23 protein-coding genes and 2 tRNA genes are annotated in these 24,946 nt (G+C 71.1%); 12 read left to right on the top strand and 13 right to left on the bottom strand.

Going from position 1 to position 24,946, the window contains the following annotated elements; translation table 11 throughout:
* Nucleotides 1-61: 61 nt before the first annotated feature.
* Nucleotides 62-1,522: an SDR family NAD(P)-dependent oxidoreductase gene (locus V6V47_RS20240; protein ID WP_334629861.1), complete on the top strand. Its 1,461-nt coding sequence runs from the start codon at nt 62-64 to the stop codon at nt 1,520-1,522.
* A gap of 15 nt (nt 1,523-1,537) precedes the next feature.
* Here the strand turns inward: V6V47_RS20240 and V6V47_RS20245 are convergent, their stop codons facing one another.
* The gene (locus V6V47_RS20245; RefSeq protein WP_334629863.1) at nt 1,538-2,326 is read right to left on the bottom strand and encodes an aminoglycoside adenylyltransferase domain-containing protein; all 789 of its coding nucleotides are present in this window, start codon (nt 2,324-2,326) and stop codon (nt 1,538-1,540) included.
* A gap of 2 nt (nt 2,327-2,328) precedes the next feature.
* Nucleotides 2,329-2,514: a hypothetical protein gene (locus V6V47_RS20250; RefSeq protein ID WP_334629864.1), complete on the bottom strand. Its 186-nt coding sequence runs from the start codon at nt 2,512-2,514 to the stop codon at nt 2,329-2,331.
* A gap of 175 nt (nt 2,515-2,689) precedes the next feature.
* On the opposite strand from V6V47_RS20250, the gene V6V47_RS20255 reads away from it, so the two are divergent.
* The 4 genes from V6V47_RS20255 (at nt 2,690) to V6V47_RS20270 (ending at nt 5,468) form a co-directional block, all read left to right on the top strand.
* Nucleotides 2,690-4,102 (top strand): hypothetical protein, encoded by a 1,413-nt coding sequence (locus tag V6V47_RS20255; RefSeq protein WP_334629866.1) that lies wholly within the window; start codon nt 2,690-2,692, stop codon nt 4,100-4,102.
* A 19-nt stretch (nt 4,103-4,121) separates the two neighbouring features.
* Nucleotides 4,122-4,196: transfer RNA gene (locus tag V6V47_RS20260), tRNA-Lys, on the top strand.
* 9 nt (nt 4,197-4,205) lie between these two features.
* Nucleotides 4,206-4,277, top strand: a tRNA-Pro gene (locus V6V47_RS20265).
* 240 nt (nt 4,278-4,517) lie between these two features.
* Nucleotides 4,518-5,468 (top strand): alpha/beta fold hydrolase, encoded by a 951-nt coding sequence (locus tag V6V47_RS20270; protein ID WP_334629868.1) that lies wholly within the window; start codon nt 4,518-4,520, stop codon nt 5,466-5,468.
* Here the strand turns inward: V6V47_RS20270 and fxsT are convergent.
* From fxsT to V6V47_RS20305, 7 genes are all read right to left on the bottom strand, one after another.
* Nucleotides 5,462-9,370, bottom strand: a complete 3,909-nt coding sequence (gene fxsT, locus V6V47_RS20275) for an FxSxx-COOH system tetratricopeptide repeat protein (RefSeq protein ID WP_334629870.1) — start codon at nt 9,368-9,370, stop codon at nt 5,462-5,464. The two genes, V6V47_RS20270 and fxsT, sit on opposite strands and share 7 nt — an antisense overlap.
* Nucleotides 9,367-10,533, bottom strand: coding sequence for a TIR-like protein FxsC (locus tag V6V47_RS20280; RefSeq protein WP_334629871.1), 1,167 nt, complete (start codon nt 10,531-10,533; stop codon nt 9,367-9,369). The genes fxsT and V6V47_RS20280 overlap by 4 nt, the downstream gene beginning before the upstream one ends.
* Nucleotides 10,520-11,200, bottom strand: coding sequence for a TIR-like protein FxsC (locus tag V6V47_RS20285; RefSeq protein ID WP_334629872.1), 681 nt, complete (start codon nt 11,198-11,200; stop codon nt 10,520-10,522). The genes V6V47_RS20280 and V6V47_RS20285 overlap by 14 nt, the downstream gene beginning before the upstream one ends.
* A 74-nt stretch (nt 11,201-11,274) precedes the next feature.
* Entirely contained in the window at nt 11,275-12,063 is a 789-nt protein-coding gene (locus V6V47_RS20290) for an aminoglycoside N(3)-acetyltransferase (RefSeq protein ID WP_442934272.1), read from the bottom strand.
* Entirely contained in the window at nt 12,060-14,366 is a 2,307-nt protein-coding gene (locus V6V47_RS20295; protein WP_334629874.1) for an FxsB family cyclophane-forming radical SAM/SPASM peptide maturase, read from the bottom strand. The genes V6V47_RS20290 and V6V47_RS20295 overlap by 4 nt, the downstream gene beginning before the upstream one ends.
* The gene (locus V6V47_RS20300; protein WP_334629875.1) at nt 14,338-14,511 is read right to left on the bottom strand and encodes a hypothetical protein; all 174 of its coding nucleotides are present in this window, start codon (nt 14,509-14,511) and stop codon (nt 14,338-14,340) included. The genes V6V47_RS20295 and V6V47_RS20300 overlap by 29 nt, the downstream gene beginning before the upstream one ends.
* A gap of 159 nt (nt 14,512-14,670) precedes the next feature.
* Complete coding sequence (locus V6V47_RS20305; RefSeq protein ID WP_334629876.1) at nt 14,671-15,924, bottom strand: YncE family protein; 1,254 nt, start codon at nt 15,922-15,924, stop codon at nt 14,671-14,673.
* 202 nt (nt 15,925-16,126) lie between these two features.
* Here V6V47_RS20305 and V6V47_RS20310 point away from each other — a divergent pair, with 202 nt between their 5' ends.
* The 6 genes from V6V47_RS20310 (at nt 16,127) to trxA (ending at nt 20,588) form a co-directional block, all read left to right on the top strand.
* Nucleotides 16,127-16,582 (top strand): RNA polymerase sigma factor, encoded by a 456-nt coding sequence (locus tag V6V47_RS20310; protein ID WP_334629877.1) that lies wholly within the window; start codon nt 16,127-16,129, stop codon nt 16,580-16,582.
* On the top strand, nt 16,575-17,294 hold the full coding sequence (locus V6V47_RS20315; protein ID WP_334629878.1) for a hypothetical protein: 720 nt from the start codon (nt 16,575-16,577) through the stop codon (nt 17,292-17,294). The genes V6V47_RS20310 and V6V47_RS20315 overlap by 8 nt, the downstream gene beginning before the upstream one ends.
* Before the next feature lie 82 nt (nt 17,295-17,376).
* Nucleotides 17,377-18,702 carry an alpha/beta fold hydrolase gene (locus V6V47_RS20320; RefSeq protein ID WP_334629879.1) on the top strand — a complete coding sequence of 442 codons (1,326 nt, stop codon included), beginning with the start codon at nt 17,377-17,379 and terminating at the stop codon, nt 18,700-18,702.
* A 526-nt stretch (nt 18,703-19,228) separates the two neighbouring features.
* Nucleotides 19,229-19,789 (top strand): NADAR family protein, encoded by a 561-nt coding sequence (locus V6V47_RS20325; RefSeq protein ID WP_334629880.1) that lies wholly within the window; start codon nt 19,229-19,231, stop codon nt 19,787-19,789.
* A gap of 89 nt (nt 19,790-19,878) precedes the next feature.
* Complete coding sequence (locus V6V47_RS20330) at nt 19,879-20,271, top strand: MerR family transcriptional regulator (RefSeq protein WP_334629881.1); 393 nt, start codon at nt 19,879-19,881, stop codon at nt 20,269-20,271.
* Nucleotides 20,241-20,588 (top strand): thioredoxin, encoded by a 348-nt coding sequence (gene trxA / locus V6V47_RS20335; protein ID WP_334629882.1) that lies wholly within the window; start codon nt 20,241-20,243, stop codon nt 20,586-20,588. Before V6V47_RS20330 ends, trxA begins: the two co-directional genes overlap by 31 nt.
* A gap of 118 nt (nt 20,589-20,706) precedes the next feature.
* Here trxA and V6V47_RS20340 read toward each other — a convergent pair whose 3' ends face one another.
* The 4 genes from V6V47_RS20340 to V6V47_RS20355 all read right to left on the bottom strand — a co-directional run bounded on the left by V6V47_RS20340 (nt 20,707) and on the right by V6V47_RS20355 (nt 23,522).
* Nucleotides 20,707-21,483, bottom strand: coding sequence for a SigB/SigF/SigG family RNA polymerase sigma factor (locus tag V6V47_RS20340; protein ID WP_334629883.1), 777 nt, complete (start codon nt 21,481-21,483; stop codon nt 20,707-20,709).
* A gap of 142 nt (nt 21,484-21,625) precedes the next feature.
* A complete protein-coding gene (locus tag V6V47_RS20345) occupies nt 21,626-22,330 on the bottom strand; it encodes a GAF and ANTAR domain-containing protein (protein ID WP_334629884.1) in 705 nt (234 codons plus the stop codon).
* A 154-nt stretch (nt 22,331-22,484) separates the two neighbouring features.
* On the bottom strand, nt 22,485-22,874 hold the full coding sequence (locus tag V6V47_RS20350; RefSeq protein WP_334629885.1) for a hypothetical protein: 390 nt from the start codon (nt 22,872-22,874) through the stop codon (nt 22,485-22,487).
* A 9-nt stretch (nt 22,875-22,883) separates the two neighbouring features.
* Nucleotides 22,884-23,522 (bottom strand): hypothetical protein, encoded by a 639-nt coding sequence (locus tag V6V47_RS20355; protein WP_334629886.1) that lies wholly within the window; start codon nt 23,520-23,522, stop codon nt 22,884-22,886.
* Between the two features lie 342 nt (nt 23,523-23,864).
* On the opposite strand from V6V47_RS20355, the gene V6V47_RS20360 reads away from it, so the two are divergent.
* The gene (locus V6V47_RS20360) at nt 23,865-24,941 is read left to right on the top strand and encodes a hypothetical protein (protein ID WP_334629887.1); all 1,077 of its coding nucleotides are present in this window, start codon (nt 23,865-23,867) and stop codon (nt 24,939-24,941) included.
* Nucleotides 24,942-24,946 lie beyond the last annotated feature (5 nt).

Below are 24,946 nucleotides of genomic sequence, written 5' to 3' on the forward strand. Positions count from 1 at the left end.
CGGGTCGGACGTGGGGTGGGCCGGCTGGATCCGGCCCAGGGATGGGACGAGACAGCGACACATGACGGCGGACATCATGCCAGAAAACGGTCAAGACGGCATTGACCGGAGCCGGCTGGAGACCTGTCTCAGCGTCTTCGAGGCGTTGGAGACCCTGCCGCCCGATCACCCCGACGTGGTCCGGGTGCAGCGGGCCACCGCGAAGCTCTACAAGGTGATCAAGCAGCGGCGCCGCGAGGAGCGGCGGGACGCCATCGCCGCGGCCGACCGCGCGGTGACGGCCGCCACCGCCACCGGCGCTCCGGGCCGGATCGACGATGAGACCCAGGGCATTCCGCTCGCCTGTCCCACCGCCGGCACCACCGCCGGCTTCCTGCACAATCCGCGCGGTTGCTACGTCTGCAAGCAGCGCTACCACCAGGTGGACTCTTTCTACCACCAGCTCTGTCCGACCTGCGCGGCGCTCAACCGGGAGCGCCGGGACGCGCGCACCGACCTGACCGGGCGGCGCGCGCTGCTCACCGGGGGCCGGGCGAAGATCGGCATGTACATCGCGCTGCGGTTGCTGCGCGACGGCGCGCACACCACGGTGACCACCCGGTTCCCGCACGACGCGGTCCGCCGGTTCGCCGCGATGCCGGACAGTGCGGACTGGCTGCACCGCCTGCGGATCGTCGGCATCGACCTGCGCGACCCGGCGCAGGTGATCGCCCTCGCCGACTCGGTCAGCAGCGCCGGGCCACTGGACATCCTGATCAACAACGCGGCGCAGACCGTCCGCCGCACGCCCGGGGCGTACGCGCAGCTCGTCGCCGCGGAGGCGGCGGCCCTACCGGAGGGCCCGCTGCCGGAGCTGATCACGTTCGCCAAACCGGACAGCCAGGCCGCGCTGGCGGGCAGCCTGACCGCCTCGCCGCAGTCGGCCGCGCTCACCCCGCAGGCGCTCACCGCGCTGGCGCTGACCAGTGGCTCCGCCTCACCGGAACGGATCGCGGCGGCCACGGCCATCGACGCCGGCGGTCTGGTGCCCGACCTCGATTCGAGCAACAGCTGGGTCCAACGGGTGCACGAGGTGGACCCGGTCGAGCTGCTCGAAGTGCAGTTGTGCAACGTGACCGCGCCGTTCGTGCTGATCAGCCGGCTACGGCCGGTGATGGCCGCAGCGAGCGCCCGCCGCAAGTACGTGGTGAACGTGTCGGCGATGGAGGGTCAGTTCGGCCGCGGCTACAAGGGGCCGGGGCACCCGCACACCAACATGGCCAAGGCCGCGCTGAACATGCTGACCCGCACCAGCGCCCAGGAGATGCTGACCGACGGCATCCTGATGACCAGCGTCGACACCGGTTGGATCACCGACGAGCGGCCCCACCCGACAAAGATGCGGCTGGCCGACGAAGGCTTCCACGCCCCCCTGGATCTGGTCGACGGCGCGGCCCGGGTGTACGACCCGATCGTCCGCGGCGAGCTGGGCGAAGACCTCTACGGGATCTTCCTGAAGGACTACGCGCCCTGCGCCTGGTGATCGACGCACCAACCGTCAGGGTCCGAAGCGACGCCAAGCGTCGTCGGCGACCGCGTTGACGCTGCCGGCCGCGGCGACGAGGTCGGTCGCGGTGAACCGTTCTGCCGCGCCGGACCGCCAGCGGACCGCGCGGCGCGCGAGTTCGGCGTACTCGGGGAACATCTGCGCGAGGTGTTCGCCCGCGGCGGCCTTCGAGAGGATGTCGCCGTGGCCCAGCGTGTAGTGCAGCCGGGCAGGCCCGAGGACGAACCAGGCCACCGTCTCGGCGCTCATGGCCGTGTCCGGGGCCACGTCGGCCAGCGCTGACGGAAGCGGCGCGACGGTCGGCTGCCAGTACTCGCGAAGGTTGTCGAGGTTGTAGCGGCGTAGCTGCTCCGGGTCGACCTGCACCCCCAAGTCCGCGACGGCCGGGCCGCGAACCGGAACGCCGTACCGCTGCAAGGTCAGCCACAGCACGGGCGTGAGCTCGCCACAGGGCTTGCCGCGGGTGAACTTTCCGTTGACCGCGTGCGGCACGCTCCGCCCGTCACTCGGCCAGGACCGCGCCAGGGCGGGGTCGAGGTAGACCCCGTCGAAATGGGGTGACCGAGGCATCTCCCCATGGAGCATCGCGAGCCGGTCCAGGTCCCCGTCGGTCGCCGGACGGGCCGTCATGATCACCGTGTCGACATCACTGACGCCGGGCTGCCAGGCACCGAGCGCGGCAGACCCGACGACATAGAGACCCCGGACGTAGCCGGGCAACGCCTGATCAACCGCCTGGAGATACCCACGCGTCAGCTCGGCGAGCACGGAAGCGGCCATGGTCAGCCGTAGCGGCGGGCGACCAGCCAGCCGGCCACCGCCAGCGCGGCCCCGGTCGCCACCAGCAGCACCGAGTCGACAACTACCAGTCCCAACAGGACCAGCACCGCCCCCGCGATCGAGAGGGCGTAGGCCTTCGGATTACGGGCGCCCGTTAGCCGACCACTCCGCTTCACCGCTCGTGTCATCTCGTCTCCATCTCCTGCCCGGCCTGATCAACGACGCAACTGTATGGCTCGACCGCTACGGTCCGGCCGCCGCAAATCGACGGACAAACTGGCCGCTGCCGCATCATCCCCACCGAACGGGATACGAGCGCGAAAGTGATTGCCGCACACGTTGACCGGTGTCAGGATCGCGGGCATGTCTGTTGCCGGGATGTCCGCCGAGGACGCGCTGACCGCGCTGCACGCGTCACTCGATGAGCGGCGGCGGCCCGAGGAGGTCGCGCATCTGGTGTTTCGGGTCGTCGGCGACCAGCTCGGCCAGCGCGAGCGGACGACGCTGGGCCGAGCGGCCCGGGCCGCGGCGCAGTGGAACGGCTGGAGCTCGATGCCGACGGACTTCGCCCGCCCGGTTGGTGGTGGACGCCAGGTCGACGCCGCACTCCGGCTGTTCGAGTTGCCCGACAGTGATGTCGACGCGGACGATCCGGCGTCGCTGTTGGACTTCAGCCTGCAACTCAGCGATGCCCTTGGCGTGCTCGACGTGCGGCGACTGGACTTCGTGCGCGACCGGTTGAACCGGGAGGCCCGGGCCGCCGCAGGCATCGACCTGTCGAAGCGGCAGTACAACCGGCGCTTCCGCGTGACGCAGCGGGTGGCGGCGAAGGCAGGGCGGCTGGAGGCGGAACGGACGAAGCGCCAGTTGACGATCGTCGCGCGGGCCGGATTCGCGGCGGGCATCGACCGGGACACCTTCGTTGCCGACCCCTGGGCGGGCTGCTTCGTCGCCTACCTCACGGCCAAGCGCAAGCTACGTCGGGAGTTCACCCTGGCCGGCCGGGAGAATCCCTACGACGAGATCGCCGACCTGCTGTTCCGCCACTGCGCCGAGAGTCCGGGCACCGACTGGTGGATGATCGCGCAGGTGTGGCCGAGCCGGCAGGTGCTCGCCGAGCTGACCGAGGCCCAGCGTGGTGAGCTGCTCGGCCGGTGGTGGGCGACGATGCGTCAGGTCGCGGGACTGTTGAAGCGGCTCTGGTCGGCCAGCGAGTTCGACCGCGCCACGATGATCGTCCGTCGGGGCAACGACTCGTCGACGTGGAACCTCTTGTGCGGCGCCTACAACACCGCCCGAGCGGCCTGGATCACCACCGTGGCGGCGTCGGACAGTATCGGCCTGCTGGAGGTGTCCTGCCCCGGTAAGGCGATGATGCTGATCGCCGCGGATCTCGCCGCCTGGCATCGCTCCACCGGTGGCGGGCTGCACCCCGACATGGGTGTCTGGGTGCGGCTGCCGCTGCCCTGGGACGTGCTCGACGCGGGGGTGGCGTGCACCCGCGCGGACGTGGAGGCGGCGTGCGCCGCAGCCGGCGTCGACGCGTACGCAGCCGGTTGGGTCGGGCCACGGCGGGTCGGTGCCGTTGGGGTGTTCCGGCCGACGCCGGAATTGGTGCACGGCGTGTCGGTCGCCGACCCCATGTGGGCGGCCGTGCTGCGCGCCGAGGGTGTGTTCTCCGGCAAGGCGGTCAAGGACGGTTGGGCGCGCCCTGGGCTACCGGCCGGTGTCGTGATCAGCGAGCTGCCGGAACGCGATGGACAGACCCCGACGTGATTCGGCAAAATCGGCGGCAGCCCGCCGTAGCTCAGTGGTAGAGCGCCCGGCTCTTAACCGGGTGGACGCTGGTTCGAGCCCAGCCGACCGGGCCGCGCGGAGATCCGTTGTAGCTCAGTGGTAGAGCGGCCGGCTAGGGTCCGGTTGGACGCCGGTTCGAGCCCGGTCGACGGATCTCCGCCCACCCGCCGCTGCCGTGGGCCGGGTATCGACCGGTGGCGGCTGGAAGTTCCGCGCCCGCGGGACCGATGGCTGTCCTTTCCGACAGATCTGGCCGTTTGTTCGGGGTCTCCATAGCGGTGCGCCCACCCCGAAGGTTAGGCTCAAATGCTGAGTGAGGTCGTTCGTACCATCGCCTTCGCTCGATGCCCGGTTTCGAGTATCGGCTGGTTATGGCACCGGAAGGCAGGCTGGAGTGACCCAAGACGGTGAGCCAGGGGGCCGATTCGCCTACCGCGCGGACAACAAGCGGGTGGCGTATGAGGTGACCGGTGATCCCAAAGGGTTTCCCATCTTCCTGATGCACGGCACGCCCGGCAGCCTGCGGGGGCCGAAACCGCGCAGCATCGTGCTGTATCGGATGGGCATCCGCCTCATCGCGTACGACCGTCCGGGTTACGGCGACTCCGAACGCTTCGAGGGCCGGGACGTGGCGGACGCCGCCCGGGACGTGGAGGCGATCGCCGACCAGTTGGAGTTGGAGCGGTTCGCCGTGGTGGGCCGGTCGGGCGGCGGGCCGCACGCCCTCGCCTGCGCGGCCGACGAGCTGCTGCGAGGGCGGGTCACCCGGGTCGCGGTGCTGGTCAGTCTCGCCCCGTCCGATGCCATCGAGCTCAGCTGGTTCGACGGCATGAACAGCGACAACGTTCGCGCCTTCGGTGCTGGCAGCTTCGACACCGACGAGGTGGTCGAGGAGATCCGCCAGCGGGCCGCCCGAGCCGCCGAGGACCCCCGGTTCCTCCTTCAGGACCTGATGACGCATATGGGCCCTCCGGACCGCCGAGCCATCAACGACGCCGCCATCCGCGGGCTGATCTTCGACACCTACCAGGAGGCGCTGCGGGCCGGGCCGTACGGGTGGATCGACGACGTGCTGGCCCTGCGACGCAGCTGGAAGTTCGACCTTGGCGCGATCGATACCCAGGCGACGCCGGTCCGTCTCTGGCACGGCGCGGATGACACGTTCGCGCCGGCGAGCCACGGCGAGTGGCTCGCCGGCCAGATCCCCGGCGCCGAGATCGAGGTGCAGCCCGACGCGGCGCACTTCGACGCCGTGCGGGAGCTGCCGCGCATCCTCAAGTGGCTCTCCGACGAGCTGGCGCCAGTGACCAGGGACGTGCTGATCGGCGCCCAGCCCGGTCAGTAGGGGTGACAGTCGAGCACCCGCCGCACGTACCGCCCGGCGCGGAGCAGGACGACGCTCGGGTGTTCCTGCCCGACCTGGTCGGCGAGGCGGTCGGCGATCCTCACCCGGCCGATGCTGACCACTCCCCCGGACGCCGCCTGGCTGGCGATCTCCAGGTTGCCGATGCTGCGCAGCGTGTCCGGGTGGTCGGGGCCGAACACGGCGAGCAACCTGTCCACGACACTCTGCAGCTGTTGCCGCCCCTCGTCGGGGCTCCCACGGAGACTGGTGAAGACGGCGACGTTGTTGTCGGCGGCCAGGGTGAAGGGATGCCGGCTGCCCAGGGCCGCACCGAGGGCCGTCGCGGTGGCCGTGGTGATCGCCTGGGCCGTGTCGGTCTCGTCGGCGTCCCAGGCCGCCACGCCCATGTTGATCCGGCAGACCAGCGTGTACGGGTGGTCGGGGCCGAACACCTGAGCGAACATCCGCTCGACCTCGGTGAGATCCGTACGAGCCTGCTCCCGCTTGCCCTGCAGCATGAGGTTGGCGGTGCGGCTCAGCCGACTGAAGAGGGTGTCGGGGTTGGCCTGGCCGGCGCTGGCGCGCAGCCGTTCGTACGCCTCGTCGAGCAGCCGGGCCGCCTCCTCGACGCGGCCGAGGCTGCGCAGGGACACGGCGAGGTTCGCCTGGACTGGCAGGACGGCACGGGACTGCTCACCGAAGAGGCGACGGTTCCTCTCGACCGCGTCCTCCAGCAGCTCCACTGAGCGCGTGTACTCGCCGATCTCGCGCAGGTCCCGGGCGAGGTTGTTCTCGGACTGCAGGGTACGGGGGTGGTCCGGACCGAGGACGACCCGCAGGAGGTCGTAGGTGGGTTCGTCTCCGTCGAGCGCCTTGTCGAACTGGCCCATGAGGCGGTACGAGGTGGCGAGGTTGTTGGCTGCCGTCAGGGTCCGGCGGTGGTCGTCGCCGAAAACCTCGCGCGACGCGGCGTGGGTGCGCAGGTCCCGGTCCAGCGCCTCCTGGTAGCGGCCGAGGGCGCGCAGGTCAGCGGCGTACCCGCCAGCGGTCATCAGTGTGTAGGGGTGGTTCTCGCCGATGAGCGTCTCCTGCTCACGCAGGGTCGCCTCGTCCAGGCGCAGGGCCGCATCGAATCGACCCAGGCTGCGCAGCAGGTTCGCCCGGTTGAAGCGCAGGTACAGCAGTTGCACCTGCAGGGCGCGGTGTGCGGGGGTGTCCGGAGAGAGACCCTCGAGGACCGACGACCAGATCTTCTCAGCGTCGCGCGCGTACTGTTCGCCCTGCTCGTAGCCGCCGCTGAGGAAGATGTAGCGGACCCGGTCGATGACGAGCTGACGGACGATGTCGTCGGAGCTGGAGACGGCGTCCGAGCTGTCCAGGTGCGGCCAGAGGTTGCGGAAGCGGTCGGTGAGGGCGGGATCGTCGACCTCGCCGGAGGGGCGGGAGCCGGCGAGGATGCGGTGGCTGTCGTGCTTGATCTCGGCCAGTTCGCTCTCGGACATCCGCGCGCGCAGGGCCGCCTGGAGGAGTCGGTGGACCTGGACCCGCTGCGCGTGCAGGTCCACTTTGATCAACGCGAGCCGGTTGATCCGTTGCACGAGCGCCGCGGCGATGTCGCGTTCGGAGAGCCGGTCGGCGACCTGCGCGGCGACGACCGGGTCGTGGGGTGCGATGACCCTCGCCACCTGCTCCCCGTAGAGCAGCTCGAGGGCGATGTCCGGAGCGAGCACGGAGGCCAACTGGAGCAGGCGGTAGGCACCCGGGGACTGCTCCTGCAGACGTTCCAGGGACTGCTTCCACACGTCACGCTCGGGCCCGGTGCGCTCCAGCGCGGCGAGGTAGCTGACGACGGAGTCCGGGCTGTCCGCAAGCCACGCGCCGGCCAGAGCGACGAGGATCGGCACGTCCTCCACCGCCTCGGCCACCCGCTCGGCCTCCGCCACGCTCATCGCCCGCTGCCGGGTCCGGCCCAGCAGGTGGACGACGCTCTCGGACCGCTGGAAGGCCTCCACGTCGACCGCCCGCGCGAGGTCACCCCACTCGGGGTTGCGGGTGGTGACGAGCACGTGCCCGTCACCCTGGGGCAGGAACTCCTTGACCTGCTCGTACTGGTCGACGTTGTCGAAGATGATGAGCCAGCGCAGCAACGGCTCGTCGTCGGCCCGCCCGCCCCCGCGGCTGAGCCACTGCCGCACGGCGCGGGTGTTCTCCGGGACGGTCGGCTGTTCGGGGAGCCCGAGGCGCCGCCCGAGGTCGGCGAAGCGGACGTCGACGAACTGGGGCGGGTCGGCGTCCACCCACCAGACGGCGTCGTAGGCACCTCGGAACCGGTAGGCGTACTCCGCGGCCAACTGGGTCTTGCCGATGCCGGCGCCGCCGCGCAGCGCGACGGGCACCCGCTCGCGCGCCGCGGCCTTCAGCTCGTCGCGCAGGGCCAGGAGCAGTCGCTCCCGGCCGGTGAACCGGACGTTGCGCGCGGGCGCGTAGAAGACCAGCGGCTCGGCGGCCGGGTAGCGGGTCGTGGGCGCCGCCCGGTTGGGGCCGCTGGCCGGCCGGCCCACGAGCTCCCACACCTGTTCGGCGGCGGCGACCGCGCCCCGCTCGTGGACGGTGGCCCAAGTGCCCGGGGGCGTGTCGACCGATGGCGTGGTGTCGTCGAGGTGCAGGGCGAGCGCGGGCGAACCGGCCTGCCGGCCGGTCGTCGAGCCGCGCTGACGTCGGGCCGCCAGGAAGGCACGGGAGACCAGGTGCAGCTCCCGGGAGGCCGTGCCGGCGGGCACGGAGGCCGGGGCGTCCAGGGGTACGGCCGTGACCCGCAGGTCGGCGGCGTTGAGCGCCGCCTGGACCCACTCCGCCCAGGCCTGATCCTCGGGGACGTATCGGAGCACGATCAACTCGTCGACGACCACCGGACGGCGCTCGAACCGCTGGACGGTCTGCCGGCGAAGCCCCTCGTCCATGCGGGGCAGCGCGGAGACCTGGCCCCCGGTGACGTGCCGGGTCAACGACTCGTACGCGGAGAGCAGGCCGCGGCTGCCCGGCACGTCACCGAACGTCGCCAGGGTCTCCTCGTACGCGTAGTACGCCCGGTAGGGCACCTCGACCGTGAGCCAGTAGTCCTGCCGTTCGGTGTCGGTCATGCCGCTGGGCAGCCCGGCGAAGCGCTGCATCGCCAGCGCCCGACCGGCGTCGGTCTTGCTCTTCTCCCCCTCGTCCACCCGCATCGGCACGGGCAGCACCCGCCGCGCGCGGCGGCCCTCGTAGCCGCGTACCCGGGCGGCGACCGAGGCGGCGCCGTCGATGCCCTGGTCGCTGAGGGTGAAGCAGTCGACGAGGACGTCCGGAAGGTGGATGGTGCAGATCTCGGCGACGTCGCTGATGCCGGTACGGCTGTCGATGAGGGTGTAGTCGTAGTGCCGTTTCATGTCCTCGCGCAGCGCGTCGAAGAACTGCGCCCCGCCGAGACGGTTGTAGAAGTTGTCCCAGTTGAGGCCGGTGACGCTGGTGGCGTAGTCGGGGTTGTGCCGCCCGGCGAGCAGCAGGTCCAGGCTGCCGCCACCCTGGAACTCCCAGCTCACGGAGAAGGCGTACTTGTGCACGCGGGCGTACTCGCGGTGCCAGTCCCCGGAGCGGGCCGCGCCGGTCTGCCCGCGGCGGACATTTTCCCACTCGTATTCGAGGATCAGGTCCATCACACCGCCGGTGGAGGCGACCTGGTCGGGGTCGAGGAACGGCGCGAAGAACCGGTGCAGGCCCGGGGACTCCAGGTCCCAGTCGGCGACGAGCACGCGCTGACCGTTCGTCGCGAGGATCCACGCGGTGTTGGCCAACGCCATGGTGCGCCCGGTGCCACCCTTGTATGAGTAGAAGGTGACGACCTGACCGTTGCGGGGTGGCGTCATGGTGTTTCCTTCCCTCGCGGTGCATTGAAGGCAGCAGTCGGGCCGAGTCTGGGTCTGCGGTCGTGCGGCCCGTCCGGTGGGCTGACCGGGCCGTGTCTGAGGAACTGTTTGCGCGCCTCGGTCACCAGCAACGGCGCGCAGCGCTCGAACTCCTCGATCGTGCGCACCGGTAGCACCTGTGGGAACTCCGCGTCCTGCAACGTAGCGGCGATCGCCTCGGGTGTCGGGTCGCCACGCGGGTGATCGGGCGCGATGACGAGGGGCACCACCCATTGCGGCAGGCCGTCGAGCGCGTCGCCCACGAGGTGGGCGCCGACACCCGCGTCCACCAGCACGACCATGGGGCTGCTCGGCGCTCGGCCCCGGGCCTCCACCAGGTCGACGACCCGGGTGGGCAGGCCCAGTCGCTCGGCGGTGGCGGCGACATAGTCGGCGACGGCCAACTCGTGCTGGTGACCGTAGGGACGCCAGGGGGCGGCGGCCTCGGTGAGGGTGGTGAGCACGAGCGCCGGGTCGTCGTCGTCGACGACGGGACTGGTGGTCAGGGTCGCCGCTCTCGACGGGGCGAGCGGCTCGGCCTCCGCCACCGTGACGATCCGGTCCGCGAGCGAGGTGAGGACGGTGTCGTACTGCCGGCGGTAGGCGCTGAGCTTGCACAGCGCGCGCAGCCCGTTCTCGGCGTAGTCGGCCCGCGTGTCCTCGTCGGGCACCACCTGCAGCGCCAGCGTCGCCGCCTGCTGGTCACCCCGGGAGGGCAGGGGCATCCACAGCACCGGCAGCACGTGCCGGGCGGCCCGGGCGGCCGTCAGCCGGGCCAGTCGACTGAGGAACGAGTCGCGCTCACCCAGCGCCCAGGCGTTGCGGAAGTAGTTGGGTGAGTAGAGCGGCACGAAGACGTGGGCGACGCTGAGGGCGTCGGTGAGCGCCTGCTTCAGGTCGGCGCCGAGGCTGACCTGACCGTCGAAGAACCCGACCTCGATCTCGCCGGCGCGGGTGGCACGACGGCGGACGGCGACGGCCAGTTCCTGGAAGAAGCGGCTCACCCAGTAGTCGGTGTCGGGCCGGGCGGCGTCGGACAACGGCACGGAGTGGGCGTAGCTGAGGAAGAAATACGTCTCAGGCCCGCCGGCCCCGTGCGTGGAGGGGATGTCAGTCCACGTCATGCGGGCCCTCCTCGAAGGTGTCGCGTAGCTGACGCATGTCCGTGGGCACCCAGGGCTCGACCCAGTGCGTCCGGTACGCGCGGGCGATGCGCTGCGCGAGCCGCCAGACCACCGCGTCGTACGCGTCCTTGCCGTTCTTGCCGAGGCTGAGCAGACCGTAGATGCCTTCGTCGTGGTATTGAGGAGCGATGTCCGAGGGTAGTCGGGTGGGGCTGAACATCTGCCGCCGCGAGACGACGTCGGGCACCTCGCGTCGCTCCACCACCGACCAGTTGACCGGGATGACCGGTGTCTCCCCCGCCGACGAGTCGACACCGGGGCGCGTCAGCACCCGGCGCCGGGTGAAGACGTCCCACTCGCGGGCGCACCACTCGCTGCGCAGATACTGCGGAGAGATCAGCGGGATGAACACCTGGGCGTGGCCGGAGGCGAAGGCGAGGTCGTCGGTCCACAACTGCCCCCCGTCGAGCAACTCGTCCACGAAGCCAGCGGTGCGACCCGGGCCCAGGCCGAGCAGCTCGACGACATGGTCGGACAGGTCGATGAAGAGCTGACGGACGTTCTTGTTGGTGTCCCGCGACGGTGCTGCCACCTGGTTGCGGGTGCGGGCATAGCTGAGGAAGAACACGGGGGCGCTCTCGTCCACCCGGAACTCGTCCTCCGCCACCTAACGCTCCCGCCCGGCACTGCCACTCGGAACTACCCACAGTATCGACAGCCGCCACCCCGGTGCTGTCCCGCTTACGGCCGGCGATGGTCATCCATCCATCCACGTGCGACCTCGACGGCGGTGCGCAGCCGCACCAGCCGGCAGTCGGCAGACCCGACCCGGCCGACGCGCACCGCCCCGGTCCTCTCCAATGCGGCACCGATCAGGGCGAAGTCGCCGTCGTCGAGGCGCGGGGCGGAGAAGTTCCGCGCTGTCCGTCGACCGTCGTCGTCGCGGACGTAGCAGCGGTACGCCTGCCGCTGGGCGGGCCGGCTCAGCCGGTACTCGGCGAGGTGGAACGCGGTGCAGACCGACCAGCCGACACCGAGCAGCAGCACCAACGCGTCGGCGGCGTACAGGGCGCCGAGCGGTGAGCGTTCGCCGAGCTGACAGTCGAGGTCGTGCACGGCGGTCAGCGTCGCCGCGTGCGGTCCGAGTGCCGCGAACGAGGCCTGCGGGTGGTGGCTGCGCCGGGCGCCGTCGCGCTGGCGGACGCACTCGGCGAACACGCCCATTCCCTCCGACGGGCTGTGCTGCGGGTCGAAGGGCGGTATCGCCGCCTCGGCGGCGGCCACCTCGGCCGGCGTCATGCCGGCCGTCGCCGCCTGGAACGCCCGGGAGGTGATGGAGTTGCCGAACGTGCCGGCCGGGACGACGACGGTGCCGGCGTCGCCGAGCACGGCCCGCAGTGCCGCCAGCAGGGTGGCCGGCGAACGATCGTCGGGTCGCACCTGGGACAGGGAGCAGTGGGCGAGCACGACCGCCCCTGCGGGCACCCCGAGCGCCCGCAGGTCGGCCGCGAGAACACCCAAGGTGGTCACGGCCACAGATCGACGGTGGCACGCATGTGGCGGACGAAGCGGTCACCGGCCGGGGTCAGGGTCTCGAGGTCGAGCAGGGCGTCGATCGCGCCGTCGGTCCAGTCGCGATATTGGCGATAGTGGCCCTGCGCGGTCGGGTCGGATCGGCGGCGCCACACATCGGCCACGGCGAGGTGGGCGTAGACGCCGTGCAGCGCGCCTTCGACGGGGCGCGGATCCGTCCGCCAGGGCACCCGCAGCGTCCGGGGGTCGGCCCGGTCGAACAGGTCGCAGACGTCGAGGATCGCGTCCAGTTTGAGGTGCTGCACCTCGTGCACGAGCAGGACCGCGAGCGCCTCCGCGTCGGCCGCCGGGGTGACGGCCACCGCGCCGAACGCGGTCCGGGCGGCGGCGCTGCGGGACCGACCGGTCGGGTCGGGCCGGAGCGGCACCACGGCGCGCAGCAACGTACGCAGGCCAGGGGCGTAGTCGGGGGCGTGGTCGTCGACCCGTCGCAGGGCCAGCCGCAGTTGGTCGCGCCACCGGGTGGTCTCCTGGGGCGTGAGCCGCGGCGCCACCGGCAGGTCGAAGCAGTCCCGGTACGGGTCGGTGTCCTCGAGGAGGACCGCCCCGTCGACCGACCGCACCGGCCGCCACTCGACGGGACCGTCCGGGGCGGTCGGGCGGACCCGGACGCGTCGGCCGCCGGCCCGGACCTCGATCGACCCGCGGGCGACGGACAGATCGGCGGCCTCGACGTCGACGCCGAGGGTGATGGCGCCGAGGGTCGGCAGGTGGATCACGCCGTCGCGGGCCGCGACGGCGAGCTGGGCGTCGACGCCGGCGTGGACGGCGGCGGCCGCCGCGACGTTGGCGAGGTAGGTCAGGTCGGCGCTCGCGCCGGTGCGGCACCGCTGCGCCCAGTGGCGGACGAAGGGGTGCCCGAGCACCGTGCGGACCGCGTCGGGGGCGTCGACGTCGAGGTCGACGAGGAGGGCCCAGCCGGCCGCCGCGAGCGGGTCCTCGGCTGCCGTGGGGCTGAGCGCGACGACCAGTGCGCGGACGACGCCGAGGTGGACCGAGGCGAGGTGCCGGACCGACTCTTCGGCGCCGGCGCCGACGCCCAGGTCGTCCAGGACGGTGCGGCTGAGCGTGTCGGCCGGCCCGGACGGCACCCGCGCGGACGTCGTCGCCGTCGACCGGACCAGCTGGGCCAGGTCGGCGCAGTAGACCGAGGGGTTGTCGAAGCCGCTGCCGGAGCGGTACCGGTGGGCGAACAGGCCGCCTCCGCAGCGGCCGACCACCGGGCACGACTGGCAGGTGGCGGAGAGGCCGGCCAGGCCGATCTGCCGTACGGCGATGCCCGGGTGGGCCGCCGCGTCGTCCACCTCGTGCCGGAACACGTCGAGGCCGGTGGCGGCCGCACCATGGAAGGCCGACTTGAGCGAATCGACCTGCTCGAAGCTGCCGTCGGTCTCGATGACGACCAGGTCGGCGGGGCCGAGCCCGACCGCCTCCGTCGCGGTGGCGCCGTCGAGCAGGGACTCCAGCAACCGGATCGGGACGGGTCGCCCATCGGCCAGCCAGCGCCGGTGGATCGTCAACAACCAGTCCGCGTACGGGGTGGGCACGCCCTCCGGGCGGACGGGTGGCCGGTCCCAGTTGGCGTGCGGCAGGAGGAAGTCGATGCGCGGCGGCTCCTCGGCCAGCAGCGCCTCGTACACCCCGATGGGATCGTTGGCGAGGTCGACGGTGCACAGGATGCCGGCGTAGACGCTCCGGTAGGCGGGGCGGCGCAGCAGGGTCAGGGCCCGGAGCACCTGGGCGTGGCTGCTCGTGCCGTTGACGTGCCGGCGGTGCAGGTCGTTGGCGGCCCGGTCGCCGTCGAGGGAGATCCCCACCTTGACGTCGTGGGCCACCAGCACGTCGCCCATGGCCGGGGTGAGCAGCAGGCCGTTGGACTGCATGCGCAGGTCGAGCCGGGCAACCGGCTCGATGACGCGCCGCAGGGTGCCGGCCGTGGCGGCGACCCGGGCGACGCCGGCGAGCAGGGGCTCACCGCCGTGCAGGACAACCCGGACCGCGTCGAGCCGGTGCGCGACGGCATGCTCGGCGATGCGCCGCGCGGCGGTCTCCACCGTCGCGGGCGTCATCACCCGGGGCTGACCACGCCACGACTGGTCGGGGTGTTCGTAGACGTAGCAGTGGTCGCAGGCGAGATCACAGCGGCTGGTCAGCTTGAGCACGTACTGCGTCAGTGGCGTGACCGGCGCGACGCGGACCGGCCCGACGGGATCAGATCGCAGAGGAGAAGGCTGCGACATCGACCCGGGTCGGGTGGTCCGCTCTGCGGTCGTCGACACGGGCGACCGCGCGGGCCCGGTCGAGCGGGATGCGGCCGAGCGGCGTGTGCCGGACGTCGCCGAGTGGCGCCGGCGTCGGATCGGTCTGGCGTACGAGGTTTTTCACGTCGAGTCCCCCACTTGTGGAGAGGATGGACGAACGTCCATTGAGGTCACAATCGTCGGTGACTATCGACGATGCTATATGGAACAGCCAGTGATGTCACTGCCGCACTGCGCAATCGTCCGCCCGGATATCTTTGCGCGGCTCACCACCGGGCGATCGTCACACCCGTCCGGCCAGGCGGTGCAGGGCCACCAGACCGGGCACCGCGACGCGGCCAAGCTCGGCGCCGGTAGCGGTGTCGTGCCAGCTCACGGCACCGACCTGACCCACGTAGAGGCGTTCGCCGCCGGGGCTGAGCACGAGCCCGGCGACGGGCTCGCGGACCGGCCATTCGGTGGCGCGGCCGAGGTCGGCGAGATGCGCCGTCCGCACGATCCGGCCGGCGCCGACGAAGAGGCGGCCGTCGTCCGCTGCGGCGTGTCCGTTGCCGGCACCGCCGGCCAGCGCAGCCGTACGGCGTACCGTCAGATCCTCGGTGTTGATCTCCGCGACGGTGCCGGACGTGACGTCGGTGACGAGGAGCCGGTCTCCACCCGGAGTGATCGCCATGGCGTGACCGCTCGCGGGCGCCTCCCCGAACGGGTGTGGCAGGTCGACGCAGTACGCCCAGCGCTCGGTGAGGTGCAACGTGTGCACGAACGCGTGCACGTTGCCCGGCCGTCCGCTGATCAGGTCGCGGGTGTGCTGGTGGTCGGGCTGATGGGTGTAGAGCGTGTAGAGCGTCGTGCGATCGGGCCGGAGCACCGCCTGACGGCCGTCGCCGCGCATCTCCTCCTCGGCGCCGGGCGGGACCGGCGTCTTGGTGCGGGTGGAGAGCGGCCCGGGCACCCTCGTGCCGAGGTCGACCACGCGAACCCGGTAACGGTCCGGCGCGGTCGGCGGGAGCCATTCGAGGACGAACAGTCCCGCGAGGTCGTCGGTGAACGTCTCCGGCACGAAGTTGCCCCGCAGCTCCAGCCGGTGCCGTACCCCGCGCAGGTCGGCGATCAGCACCGGAGTCACGTCCCGGCCAGCCGGGCGTCCCGTGGTGACGTTCGCCGCGGTCGGCGTCAGCGCCACCGTCGTACCGGCGGCCGAGACGGCCTGCGGCACCCAGCGGCCCGGCAGCACCACCCGCGTCGAGGTGTGGCCCGTGGTCGTGTCGATCCGCCAGAACGCGGTGTCGGCACCCTGGGGTGCGGTCGCGTAGATCGCCATCCCGTCGGCAGTGGCGATGGAGTGCGCGACCGTCTGCCGGTCGGCGCCCCGCAGGACGCCGAGCCCGTCGTCGACCTCCACGAGCAGCGCGTCGGGGAGGTCGGTGGCCGGGGCCCCGCGCGGGGTCGGGGTGGGGTCGCAGCCGACCAGCGTGGCGGCGCCGGCACCGGCGAGCACGCTCAGGACGGTGCGCCGCGAGATCGCTGTCGTTGCCATCATGTCCGGGTGACACCGCCGGATCCGCCCCGGTTCCGTTCCGCCGCCTGGAACCTGGACGGCCGCAGCGGTGTCATGAGTGTGACCCAACCGGAGGTTTCCCCTGGACGACGGAGAGCTCGTCACCCGCGCTCGGGCAGGTGACCTGGAGGCGTACGACCTCCTGGTCGCCCGGCACACCGCGTCCGCGTACCGGACGGCGGTGCTGCTCGGCGCGGGCTCGGATGCGGAGGACGTCGTCCAGGAGGCGTTTGTGAAGGGTTACCGGAGCATCTCCCGCTACCGGGGCGAGTCGTCCTTCCGCTCGTGGCTCCTCGCCATCGTCGCCAACGAGACCCGCAACCTGTACCGGTCGCGCAATCGGCGGGACGCGCTCGTCCTGCGCGCCGCGGCGGCGAACCCGGGATCCGAGATCGCCGAGGACGCCGCGGTGGGCACCGTCCTCGCCGCGGAACGCCGCACGAAGCTGGTGCAGGCCCTGCGCCTCCTGCCGGTGAAGGACCGCGAGGTGATCGTCTGCCGGTTCTTCCTCGATCTCAGCGAGGACGAGACCGTCGCGATGCTGGGTTGGCCCCGGGGCACCGTCAAGTCACGCACCTCGCGGGCACTGACGAAGCTCCGCAACCTGCTCGACCGCGAGGAGGTCCGCCATGGATGACCTCGAACGGGAACTGCGCGACCTGTCCACCTGGCTGACGACACCGGCCGCGCCGGACGTGACCGCCCGCGTACGCGCGCAGCTCGAAACACCCGTACGCCGAGGACGCCGCTGGCGCTACTACCTCGCCGCGGCGCTCGTCGCCCTGCTCGTCGCCGTCCTGCCGCCGGGGCGGGCCGCCCTCGCGGATGCCGTGTCGGGCCTGCTGCGCTTCGCCGGCATCACCGTCGCCACGTCGCACGGACCGGCGCTCCCCACCAGCACCGCACCGTCGTTGCCGGCGCAGCGGCCCACCGACCTCGCCGAGGCGCAGCGGCAGGTGCGGTTCCCGATCCGCCTGCCGGCGACGCTGGGTCCGCCCGAGCAGGTCCTGATCGCCGACCCCGATGCCGCCGGTCTCTGTCGGGTCGCGACGCTGCTCTATCGCGCGGGCGCGCTGCGAATCGACACCTTCGACGGTGAGATCGACCCGGCGTTCCAGAAGCAGGCTCGCGGGCCGGGTCTCGAGTGGGTCCAGGTCAAAGGTGACTTCGCCCTCTGGGTCGGCGGTCCACACGCGGTGACGTACGTGGACCGCGCGAGCACGGTCCGCGTGGAGACCGCGCGACTCGCCGCCTCGACCCTGATCTGGCAGGCGGCCGGCGTCAGCTACCGGATCGAGGGTGATCTCACCAAGTCCGAGGCGATCGAGATCGCGAACTCGCTGACCTAGCGGGTGGACCGCCGGCTGCGACACTGACACGATAATTGCGCTCCCAGTGCAATAACTTTGTCTCTGCCCCTCTGGAGGATCGATGCCCACCTCTCGCCGAAGGCTGCTCTCCCTGCTGGCCGGGGTCGCGCTCACGGCCGGCCTGTCCGTCGCCGCCGTACCGAGCGCCGCCGACGCCGCCACCCCCACGTACCGTCCGGTCATCTTCGTGCACGGCAGCGCCGGATCGGCGGCGCAGTTCGAGACCCAGGCCAAGCGCCTGGCCAGCAACGGCTACCCGATCGACATCATCGAGGCACACGAGTACGACTCGCCGAACATCGCGACGATCCTGCCCCAGGTGTACGCCGGGCTCGACGCGCGCATCTCCCGACTGCTGGCGGCGACCGGCGCGGACAAGGTGGACCTGCTCGCGCACTCCCTGGGCACCTTCGTGATGCAGGGCTACCTCTCCAGCTCACCCGCACGCGCCGCTCGGGTCGCTCACTATGTCAACCTCGACGGGCGCGTCGCGGCCGCACCACCGGGCGGCGTGCCCACCCTGGCCATCTGGGGCGAGGGCGATCCGGCCCGCGCGATCGTGGGCGCGACCAACGTGCACTTCCCGGACCAGTCCCACACGCAGACGGTGTCGTCGCAGGAGTCGTTCCGCGAGTTCTTCCGGTTCTTCCGGGGCCACGCACCGCAGACGACGCGCATCGTGCCGCAACTCTTCGGCACCGCCCGGGTCTCCGGCCGCGCGGTGCTCTTTCCGAGCAACGTCGGCGTCACCAACGCGACGCTGGAGGTCTACCCCGTCAACGCCCTCACGGGCAGCCGGCTGACGAGCCAGCCCACGCGACGGATGGCACTGACCGGTGACGGCTCGTTCGGACCGATCCCCGTCCTCGCCACCGCCCGGTACGAGTTCGCGATCGTCCGGCCCGGGGCCGCGACCCATCACTTCTACGCGCAGCCGTTCCTGCGCTCCGACTCGTTCGTACGCCTCGCCACCAGCCTGCCCGGCGAGGGCCTCGGCGCGCTGGTCGACACCAGTGACCGGCACACCGCCTTGACCATCCAGCGCCAGAAGGAGTGGTGGGGTGACCAGGGCGACGCCGGCGACAAACTGTGGATCAACGGCCGGGACGTCCTGAACGCCGCGAACACGCCGCGGGTCAAGAGGACGATCGGCATCTTCGCGTTCGACAACGACAGCGACGGCGTCACCGACCTGACCGCGCCGCTGCCGGAGTTCTTCAGCCAGACCTTCATCTCCGGCATGGACGTGTTCATCCCGGCGACCCCGGCGCACCTCGGCCTCGTCTCGATCGTGGTGGGCCAACGCGGCGGAGGGTTCGACGTGATCAACGTGCCGAACTGGAAGTCCAGCCAGCACCGCGTCACGGTGAGCGTCAACGACCACTGATCGCGCGGACCGCCGGCCCCCACCACCGCCAGTGCGTCTCCTCCGCCGAGACCGGTGCGGAACGTCCGCCCTGATCACGGATCGCTGCAAAACAGGCAAACGCGTCGCCCTCGGCGCCGGCGCCTGGCCGAAGCGCACGGTCGGCCCGCAATCTTGGACAGTTTCCGTTACGCGCTAACGGAAACTGTCCAAGATTTGCTCCCAGGTGGCCGCCGCAGGCGGAATCATCGCGCACGCCGCCGTACCCCTGGGTCTTGAGCCGCGACCCGTCACCCACTTGGAGGCACGAGTGTCCGCCAACCAACCTCGCCGCCGCCGCTGATCCGGCTCGGCGGTCCAGTACTCCGCCCTTTGCTCTGCTTCAACGGGCGCAACGACTGGGCGCTGTCCGTGTTGCGCCGAGTGAAGCAGAGCAAAGGGCGCGAACCAGTAACCCGGGACACGAGACGAACCGCAACAGCGGTCGACGGACGTACGGCGACCCGGCCGAGCACCTTGGTACAGCTGGTGCCGCACACTGGCCGGCATGACCGCACCTTTCACCAGCGTCGCCGACCTGACCACCGCGCTGAGCGGCGGCCGTCGGGTGAAGTTCTTGTTCTTCTGGGGCCACCAGCCGCAACGCGACGGCAGCGTCGGGCCCGGTTGCCTGAGCCAGTGGTGGCTGGCACCCTTCCTGGTCGACGACGTGCGGTTCGCGACGGCGGAGCACTACATGATGTGGCGGAAGGCGACCCTGTTCGACGATCAGGCGACGGCCACCAAGGTGCTGAGCGCGCCACACCCGCACGCGGCGAAGACGCTCGGCCGGGAGGTGGGCGGCTTCGACCAGCAGACGTGGGAGGAGCAGCGGTACGCGATCGTGGTCGCCGGCAACCTCGCCAAGTTCAGTCAGCACCCCGAGCTGAGCCAGTTTCTGCTCACCACCGGCGAACGGGTCCTGGTGGAGGCGAGCCCTCTCGACCGGGTCTGGGGCATCGGTCTCAGCGGCGACGACCCACGGGCGGAGGACCCCGCCCGGTGGCAGGGCCTCAATCTGCTCGGCTTCGCCCTGATGGAGGTCCGGCGGCTGCTGCGGGAGGGGTGAGCAGGGGCGAATCCGAGCGGGTCGCAGCTTGCCTTGACGCCAGCGGCAAGGTTTAGCGTGGTCGCGAACGGGCTGGTGGAGGGGGTCAGATGTTGATCGGAGAGCTGGCTGAGCGGGCTGGCACGAGCACTCGCACCCTGCGCTACTACGAGGCGCACGGGTTGGTGCACGCCGAGCGCTCGGCCAACGGCTACCGCGTCTACGACGAGGCCGAGCTGAGGGTCGTCCGTGAGATCCGGGCGCTGCTCGACGTTGGCTTCGGCCTCGACGACGTACGCCCGTTCGTCGCCTGTCTCCGGGCCGGCAACACGTCCGGCGACGTCTGCCCGGACTCCGTCCAGGTGCTGCGCCGCAAACTCGCCGAGGTCGACGCCTACCTCGACCGGCTCGGCGCGGTACGCGAACAGCTCCACACTCAGCTCACGCACGCCATCGCCCACCGGGAGAGAACATGCCCCAAGAGACGGCAACTGCCTCGCTAGTCACGGTAACCGACGACACGTTCGCCACGATCGTGCTGGCCGCCGACCGGCCGGTGCTGGTCGACTTCTGGGCGGAGTGGTGCCCACCCTGCCGGATGATCGAGAAGAGCCTCGCCGAGCTGGCCCAGGAGTTCGGCGACCGGATGGTCGTGGCGAAGCTCAACACCGACGAGAACCCGGCGGCCACCCGCCGGTACGCGGTCATGTCCCTGCCGACCCTGCTGGTGTTCCGCCAGGGCGAGGTGGTGGCCTCGATCGTGGGAGCCAGGCCGAAGACCTACCTGCGGCAGGCTCTGACCGCCCAGACCGAGGGGTGACGCGGCCGCGCAGGTCAGCGCTCACCGAGGATGACAGTGAGCAGCAGGGGCAGGAGCAGTGCGAACACCAGCAGGAACATCCTCAGCCGGAAGGCACGTAGTTTCGGACTGGTAGCCATCAGGCGACCATGCCGGACCTGAGCCGGGCCAGGGACTGCTTCAACAGCCGCGACACGTGCATCTGCGACAGCCCGACTTCGTCGGCGATCCCCTTCTGGGTCATGTCGCCGTTGAACCGCAGGCTGAGGATCCGGCGCTCGCGCGAGGGCAGAGCGGCGAGGAGCGGGCGGAGCGCGAGGCGGTTGTCCACCGCGGCGAAGCCCGAGTCGACGGCTCCGATGAGCGCGAACGTGTCGAAGTCCTCGGTGCCGTGGTGCGGCGCGTCGAGCGACACCAGTCGGTACGCCTGCGCGGCGGTGACCGCGGCGCGGATCTCGTCGACGCCCACCTCCAGGTGGGTGGCGAGCTCGGTGTCGCTCGGGTGGTGGCCGTGGCGGTGCGTCAACTCCCCCACGGCGACCCGCATCTTGCCGTTGAGCTCCTGGGCTTGGCGCGGCACCCGCATGGCCCAGGCGGTGTCGCGGAAGTGTCGGCGGAGGGCGCCGAGGATGGTCGGGACCGCGTAGGCGGCGAACGGCACGCCCCGATCGGCGTCGAACCCGTCCACGGCCCGGACCAGGGCCAGCGCGGCGACCTGCGCGAGGTCGTCGTATGACTCGCCGCGTCCCGCGTACCGGCCCGCGAGGCGGCGGGACATCGGCAGGTTGCCCTCGATGACCTGATCCCGGAGTTTCGGGCGGGCGGGATCGTCACAGGCCAGGGTGGACAGCCGACGCAAGGACTGCTCGCGGGTCTCGGAGGAGTTGAGCAGCAATGGAGGACGGGTAATGACCATCGTTGAACGCCCCTCACGGGCCGGTGGCGGCTGACTGACAGCCACCGGGGGCCTGGGCGACATCCCCACCGTACGCCCCTTTTCCGGGCGAGCCCCGCCGCCAGCCCTCTGAGCCGGCAATCAGCGTGATTGTCGTTTTCGCCTACGGCATGAGCTGCTCGGACCCGTCGACGATCGCCCGCGCCACATCGGACAATCGTCGGTTGTGCCGGCGCGCGCCCTCGCGCAGCATCGTGAAGGCCACCCCCACGTCCACGTTGAGGCGTTCGGCGAGGACACCCTTGGCCTGCTCGATCAGGACCCGGCTGGTGAGCGCGGTCTGCAGTTGCTCGGTGAGGGTGTCGCCGCGCTGAATGGCGCGTTGCTGCAGCAACCCGATGGTGGCCACGTCGGCCAAACCCTGACCGGTACGGAGCTTGCCCTCGTCGAGCGCGCCCGGCTGGATGTCGAAGAGGTTCAGCGCGCCGATCACCTCGGACCGCAGGCGCATCGGCAGGGCGTGGACCGCGGCGAACCCCACCTCGGCCGCGGCGGCCGCGAACCGGGGCCACCGGCCGACGGTGGTCAGGTCGGCTACCGAGACCGCTCGACCGGTACGGAAACAGTCCAGGCACGGGCCCTGGTCGGTCTGCAACTGGAACAGCTCGAGCAGACGGGTGCGTTCGGAGCTGGCGGCCACCACCTGCAGGGCGCCCTGCTGATCGGTCAACAGCAGCCCCGCGGCCGAGACGCCCAGCACCTCGACGCACCGCTCGGTCAGGACGTGCAGGAACTCGAGCATGTCGAAGTCGGCCACAAGCGTATCGGCCAGCTCCACGAACACGTCGGACAGCTGGATCTCGGCCATGTCACTCACCCTCGTCGCGATGGGCTGCGGCCCTGCCGGCTCCGGAGGCCGCCTACTGGCGGTCCGGGCGACGCTCAAACCGTACTCCTGTGCCCTGCCCCTGCCGGTGCGCTGACCGCGCAGGCCACCGGGTTGCCGCCCGGCGGCCTGCGGGTCACGCGGCCGGCACCGCGGTGCCCAGCCCGACCGCCAGCTCACGGCCGTAGTGGCCGTCGTAGCCGGTGACGAGACTGGGCGGCGGTCCGTTGATCTCGCGGAGCCGGTCCGCAGCTCGGCGGGCGGCGATCGCGGTCACCCAGGTGACGCCATCGACCTGACGGGAGGCGGCCAGCGGCGCGAGCCGCCACACCTCGACGAAGACCGCCCGGGTCACCGCCACGGAGGGCGCGCAGCTGCCGAGGACCTCACCCACCTGGGCGAAGACGACGGGGACGAGGCGGCGGTAGAAGCGGCCGAATGCCGCGTGGTCCCGGTCGGCGATCCGTGTCACGAGGTCGTCGACGGATTCCGGGCCCGGCACGACGTAGGTCAGTGACATCGACATCCGCCGTACCTACCTCAGCCAGGCGAAGCGTCGCACGATCGGCACCCGGGCCCAGGCGGCGCCGAGTCCGAGCGTGCCGCCCGCGCCCAACAAGGCCAGCACGATCAGCACCGCTGCGTAGATGAGGTGGTCATCCATGAACGGATTGCTGGCCGGGGGCAGGACCGCGGTCCACATCATCACCATGAGCACCGCTCCGGCCCCTGCCGCCAACCGCATCGCGACACCGAGGAGCAACGCGACGCCGATGGCGAGCAGAGCCGCCATGAAGAGCACATCGGTCAGGGCCGCACCAGCGATCGAGTGGTAGAAGCCGGTGAACGGACCCGTGGCCGCGCCTCCCAGGAAGCCCTGCGTCGGGCTGCCGCCGTTGATCCAGGATTTCGCGGCGACAGTCGAGTGGCCCAGACCGAACAGCTTGTCCAGGAACGCCCACAGGAAGATCCAACCCAATGCGAGCCGGATGCCAGCGAGCAGATAACGGGTTGCAGTGCTCAGGGGCGGACCGATCGACACTGGCCCGGGGTCGCGCGGCACCACCGGGGCCAGCCCGGCACTCGGCACGGCGGAGTGGACGACATTGTTGAGCTCCTTGGCGATGTAGGCCATCGCGCTCACATTCCTTCGATGCTCGTCGAGCACGTCCACGACCCGAACGGCCGTGGTTGTGTGGCGTGGGTGGGCCTGGCGAGACGACGCCAACCAACGGTCGGCCGCCCGCTCGAAGGACGGTGCGGCAGCGACAGGGTCTGGGCCAGCTCGTGGGCGTATCGGCGGCGGCAGGCGGTCAGCCACCGGGGGCCCGAGCGACACCCCCAGCATACGCGTCAGCGCCCGAAAAGGTCACATCAGACATCGCGCGACCGTTATGACCACTACCCCAGTAGTCGAGGTTCATCTATTTACTGGTCGCCGAACGGCCATCCTCCGGGCGTCCAGGTCCACAATGATCCGTTGCGATCCATCGGTTTCGGACCCCAGGAGCACACCATGCTCGACAGGAGCAACCAGACCCGGCCATCCCGGGTGGCACGGACGTTGTTGGCAGTGGGTGCCGTCGCGGCGTTGGCCGCGGCACAGCTCGCGGTGCCGTCAGCGCCCGCGATCGCCGCCGTCAGCCGAGCCGACCTCGCCCTCCGCTGGGCACCCATCCATTACCAGGACGTCGACGCCACCGGCAGCCACGCGCTGGGGGGTAGGTCGGACTACATCACCAGAGTCGACTTCGACGGCGACCTGAACGGGCGCAACAACTGGGATCGGGCCGGCCAGGCGGGGACGTCGCTCGACGCGCACGCGTACTACTCGGTCGTCGAGACCAGCACCCACTGGTACATCACCTACCTGTTCTTCCACCCCCGGGACTGGACGGATCACCCGTTCTTCGAGACCGAGCACGAGAACGACGGCGAGGGCGTCCTGTTCGCGATCGAGCGCGACGGGTCCGCGTATGGGGTGCTGCGCGGAGCGGTCACCGTGGCACACACCGACTTCTACTCGTACACGCCGACCGGCAGCACCTGGAGCAGCGGCAACGAGAGCGTCGACGGCACCCTGCAACTTCAGGCGTCACCGCACGACACGTTCCAGCACCCGGTGACGGCGCAGGAGGCGAAGGGCCACGGCCTGAAGGCGTACCCGCAGTACACCATCGACGGCGACGGCCTCGTCTACTACCCGTCGACGGTCGCCGAGACGCCGAGCAGCGGCAACGACCGCGACGTGCGGTACCGGCTGATCGACATCTTCGCCAGCGGGGGCCTGTGGGCGCAGCGGGCCAACGCGAGCCTCTTCGCCGGCCTCGGCACCTTCGCGGGCGACACCAGCGGCGACTGCGGCTCCGGCACCTGGAGCTGCTCGACCAACTCGGCCAACGCCCCCTGGGGCTGGGACGACGGCAACGACATCCCTGCCCGCGGGGAGCTGGCGAGCGACCCGGCGAAGGTGTCCGCCGAGTACTTCAACGTCCCGGCCGGTCTGGCCAGGACCTACAGCTACAACCCGTACGCCGGCGCCGCTGCGGCGCTCAAGGAGGCGGCCAGGACCGCACCGCCCGTCGTGGACTGACCGAT

Source organism: Micromonospora sp. CPCC 205539 (genome assembly GCF_036906815.1).
In the GTDB taxonomy this organism is placed as follows: Bacteria; Actinomycetota; Actinomycetes; order Mycobacteriales; family Micromonosporaceae; genus Micromonospora.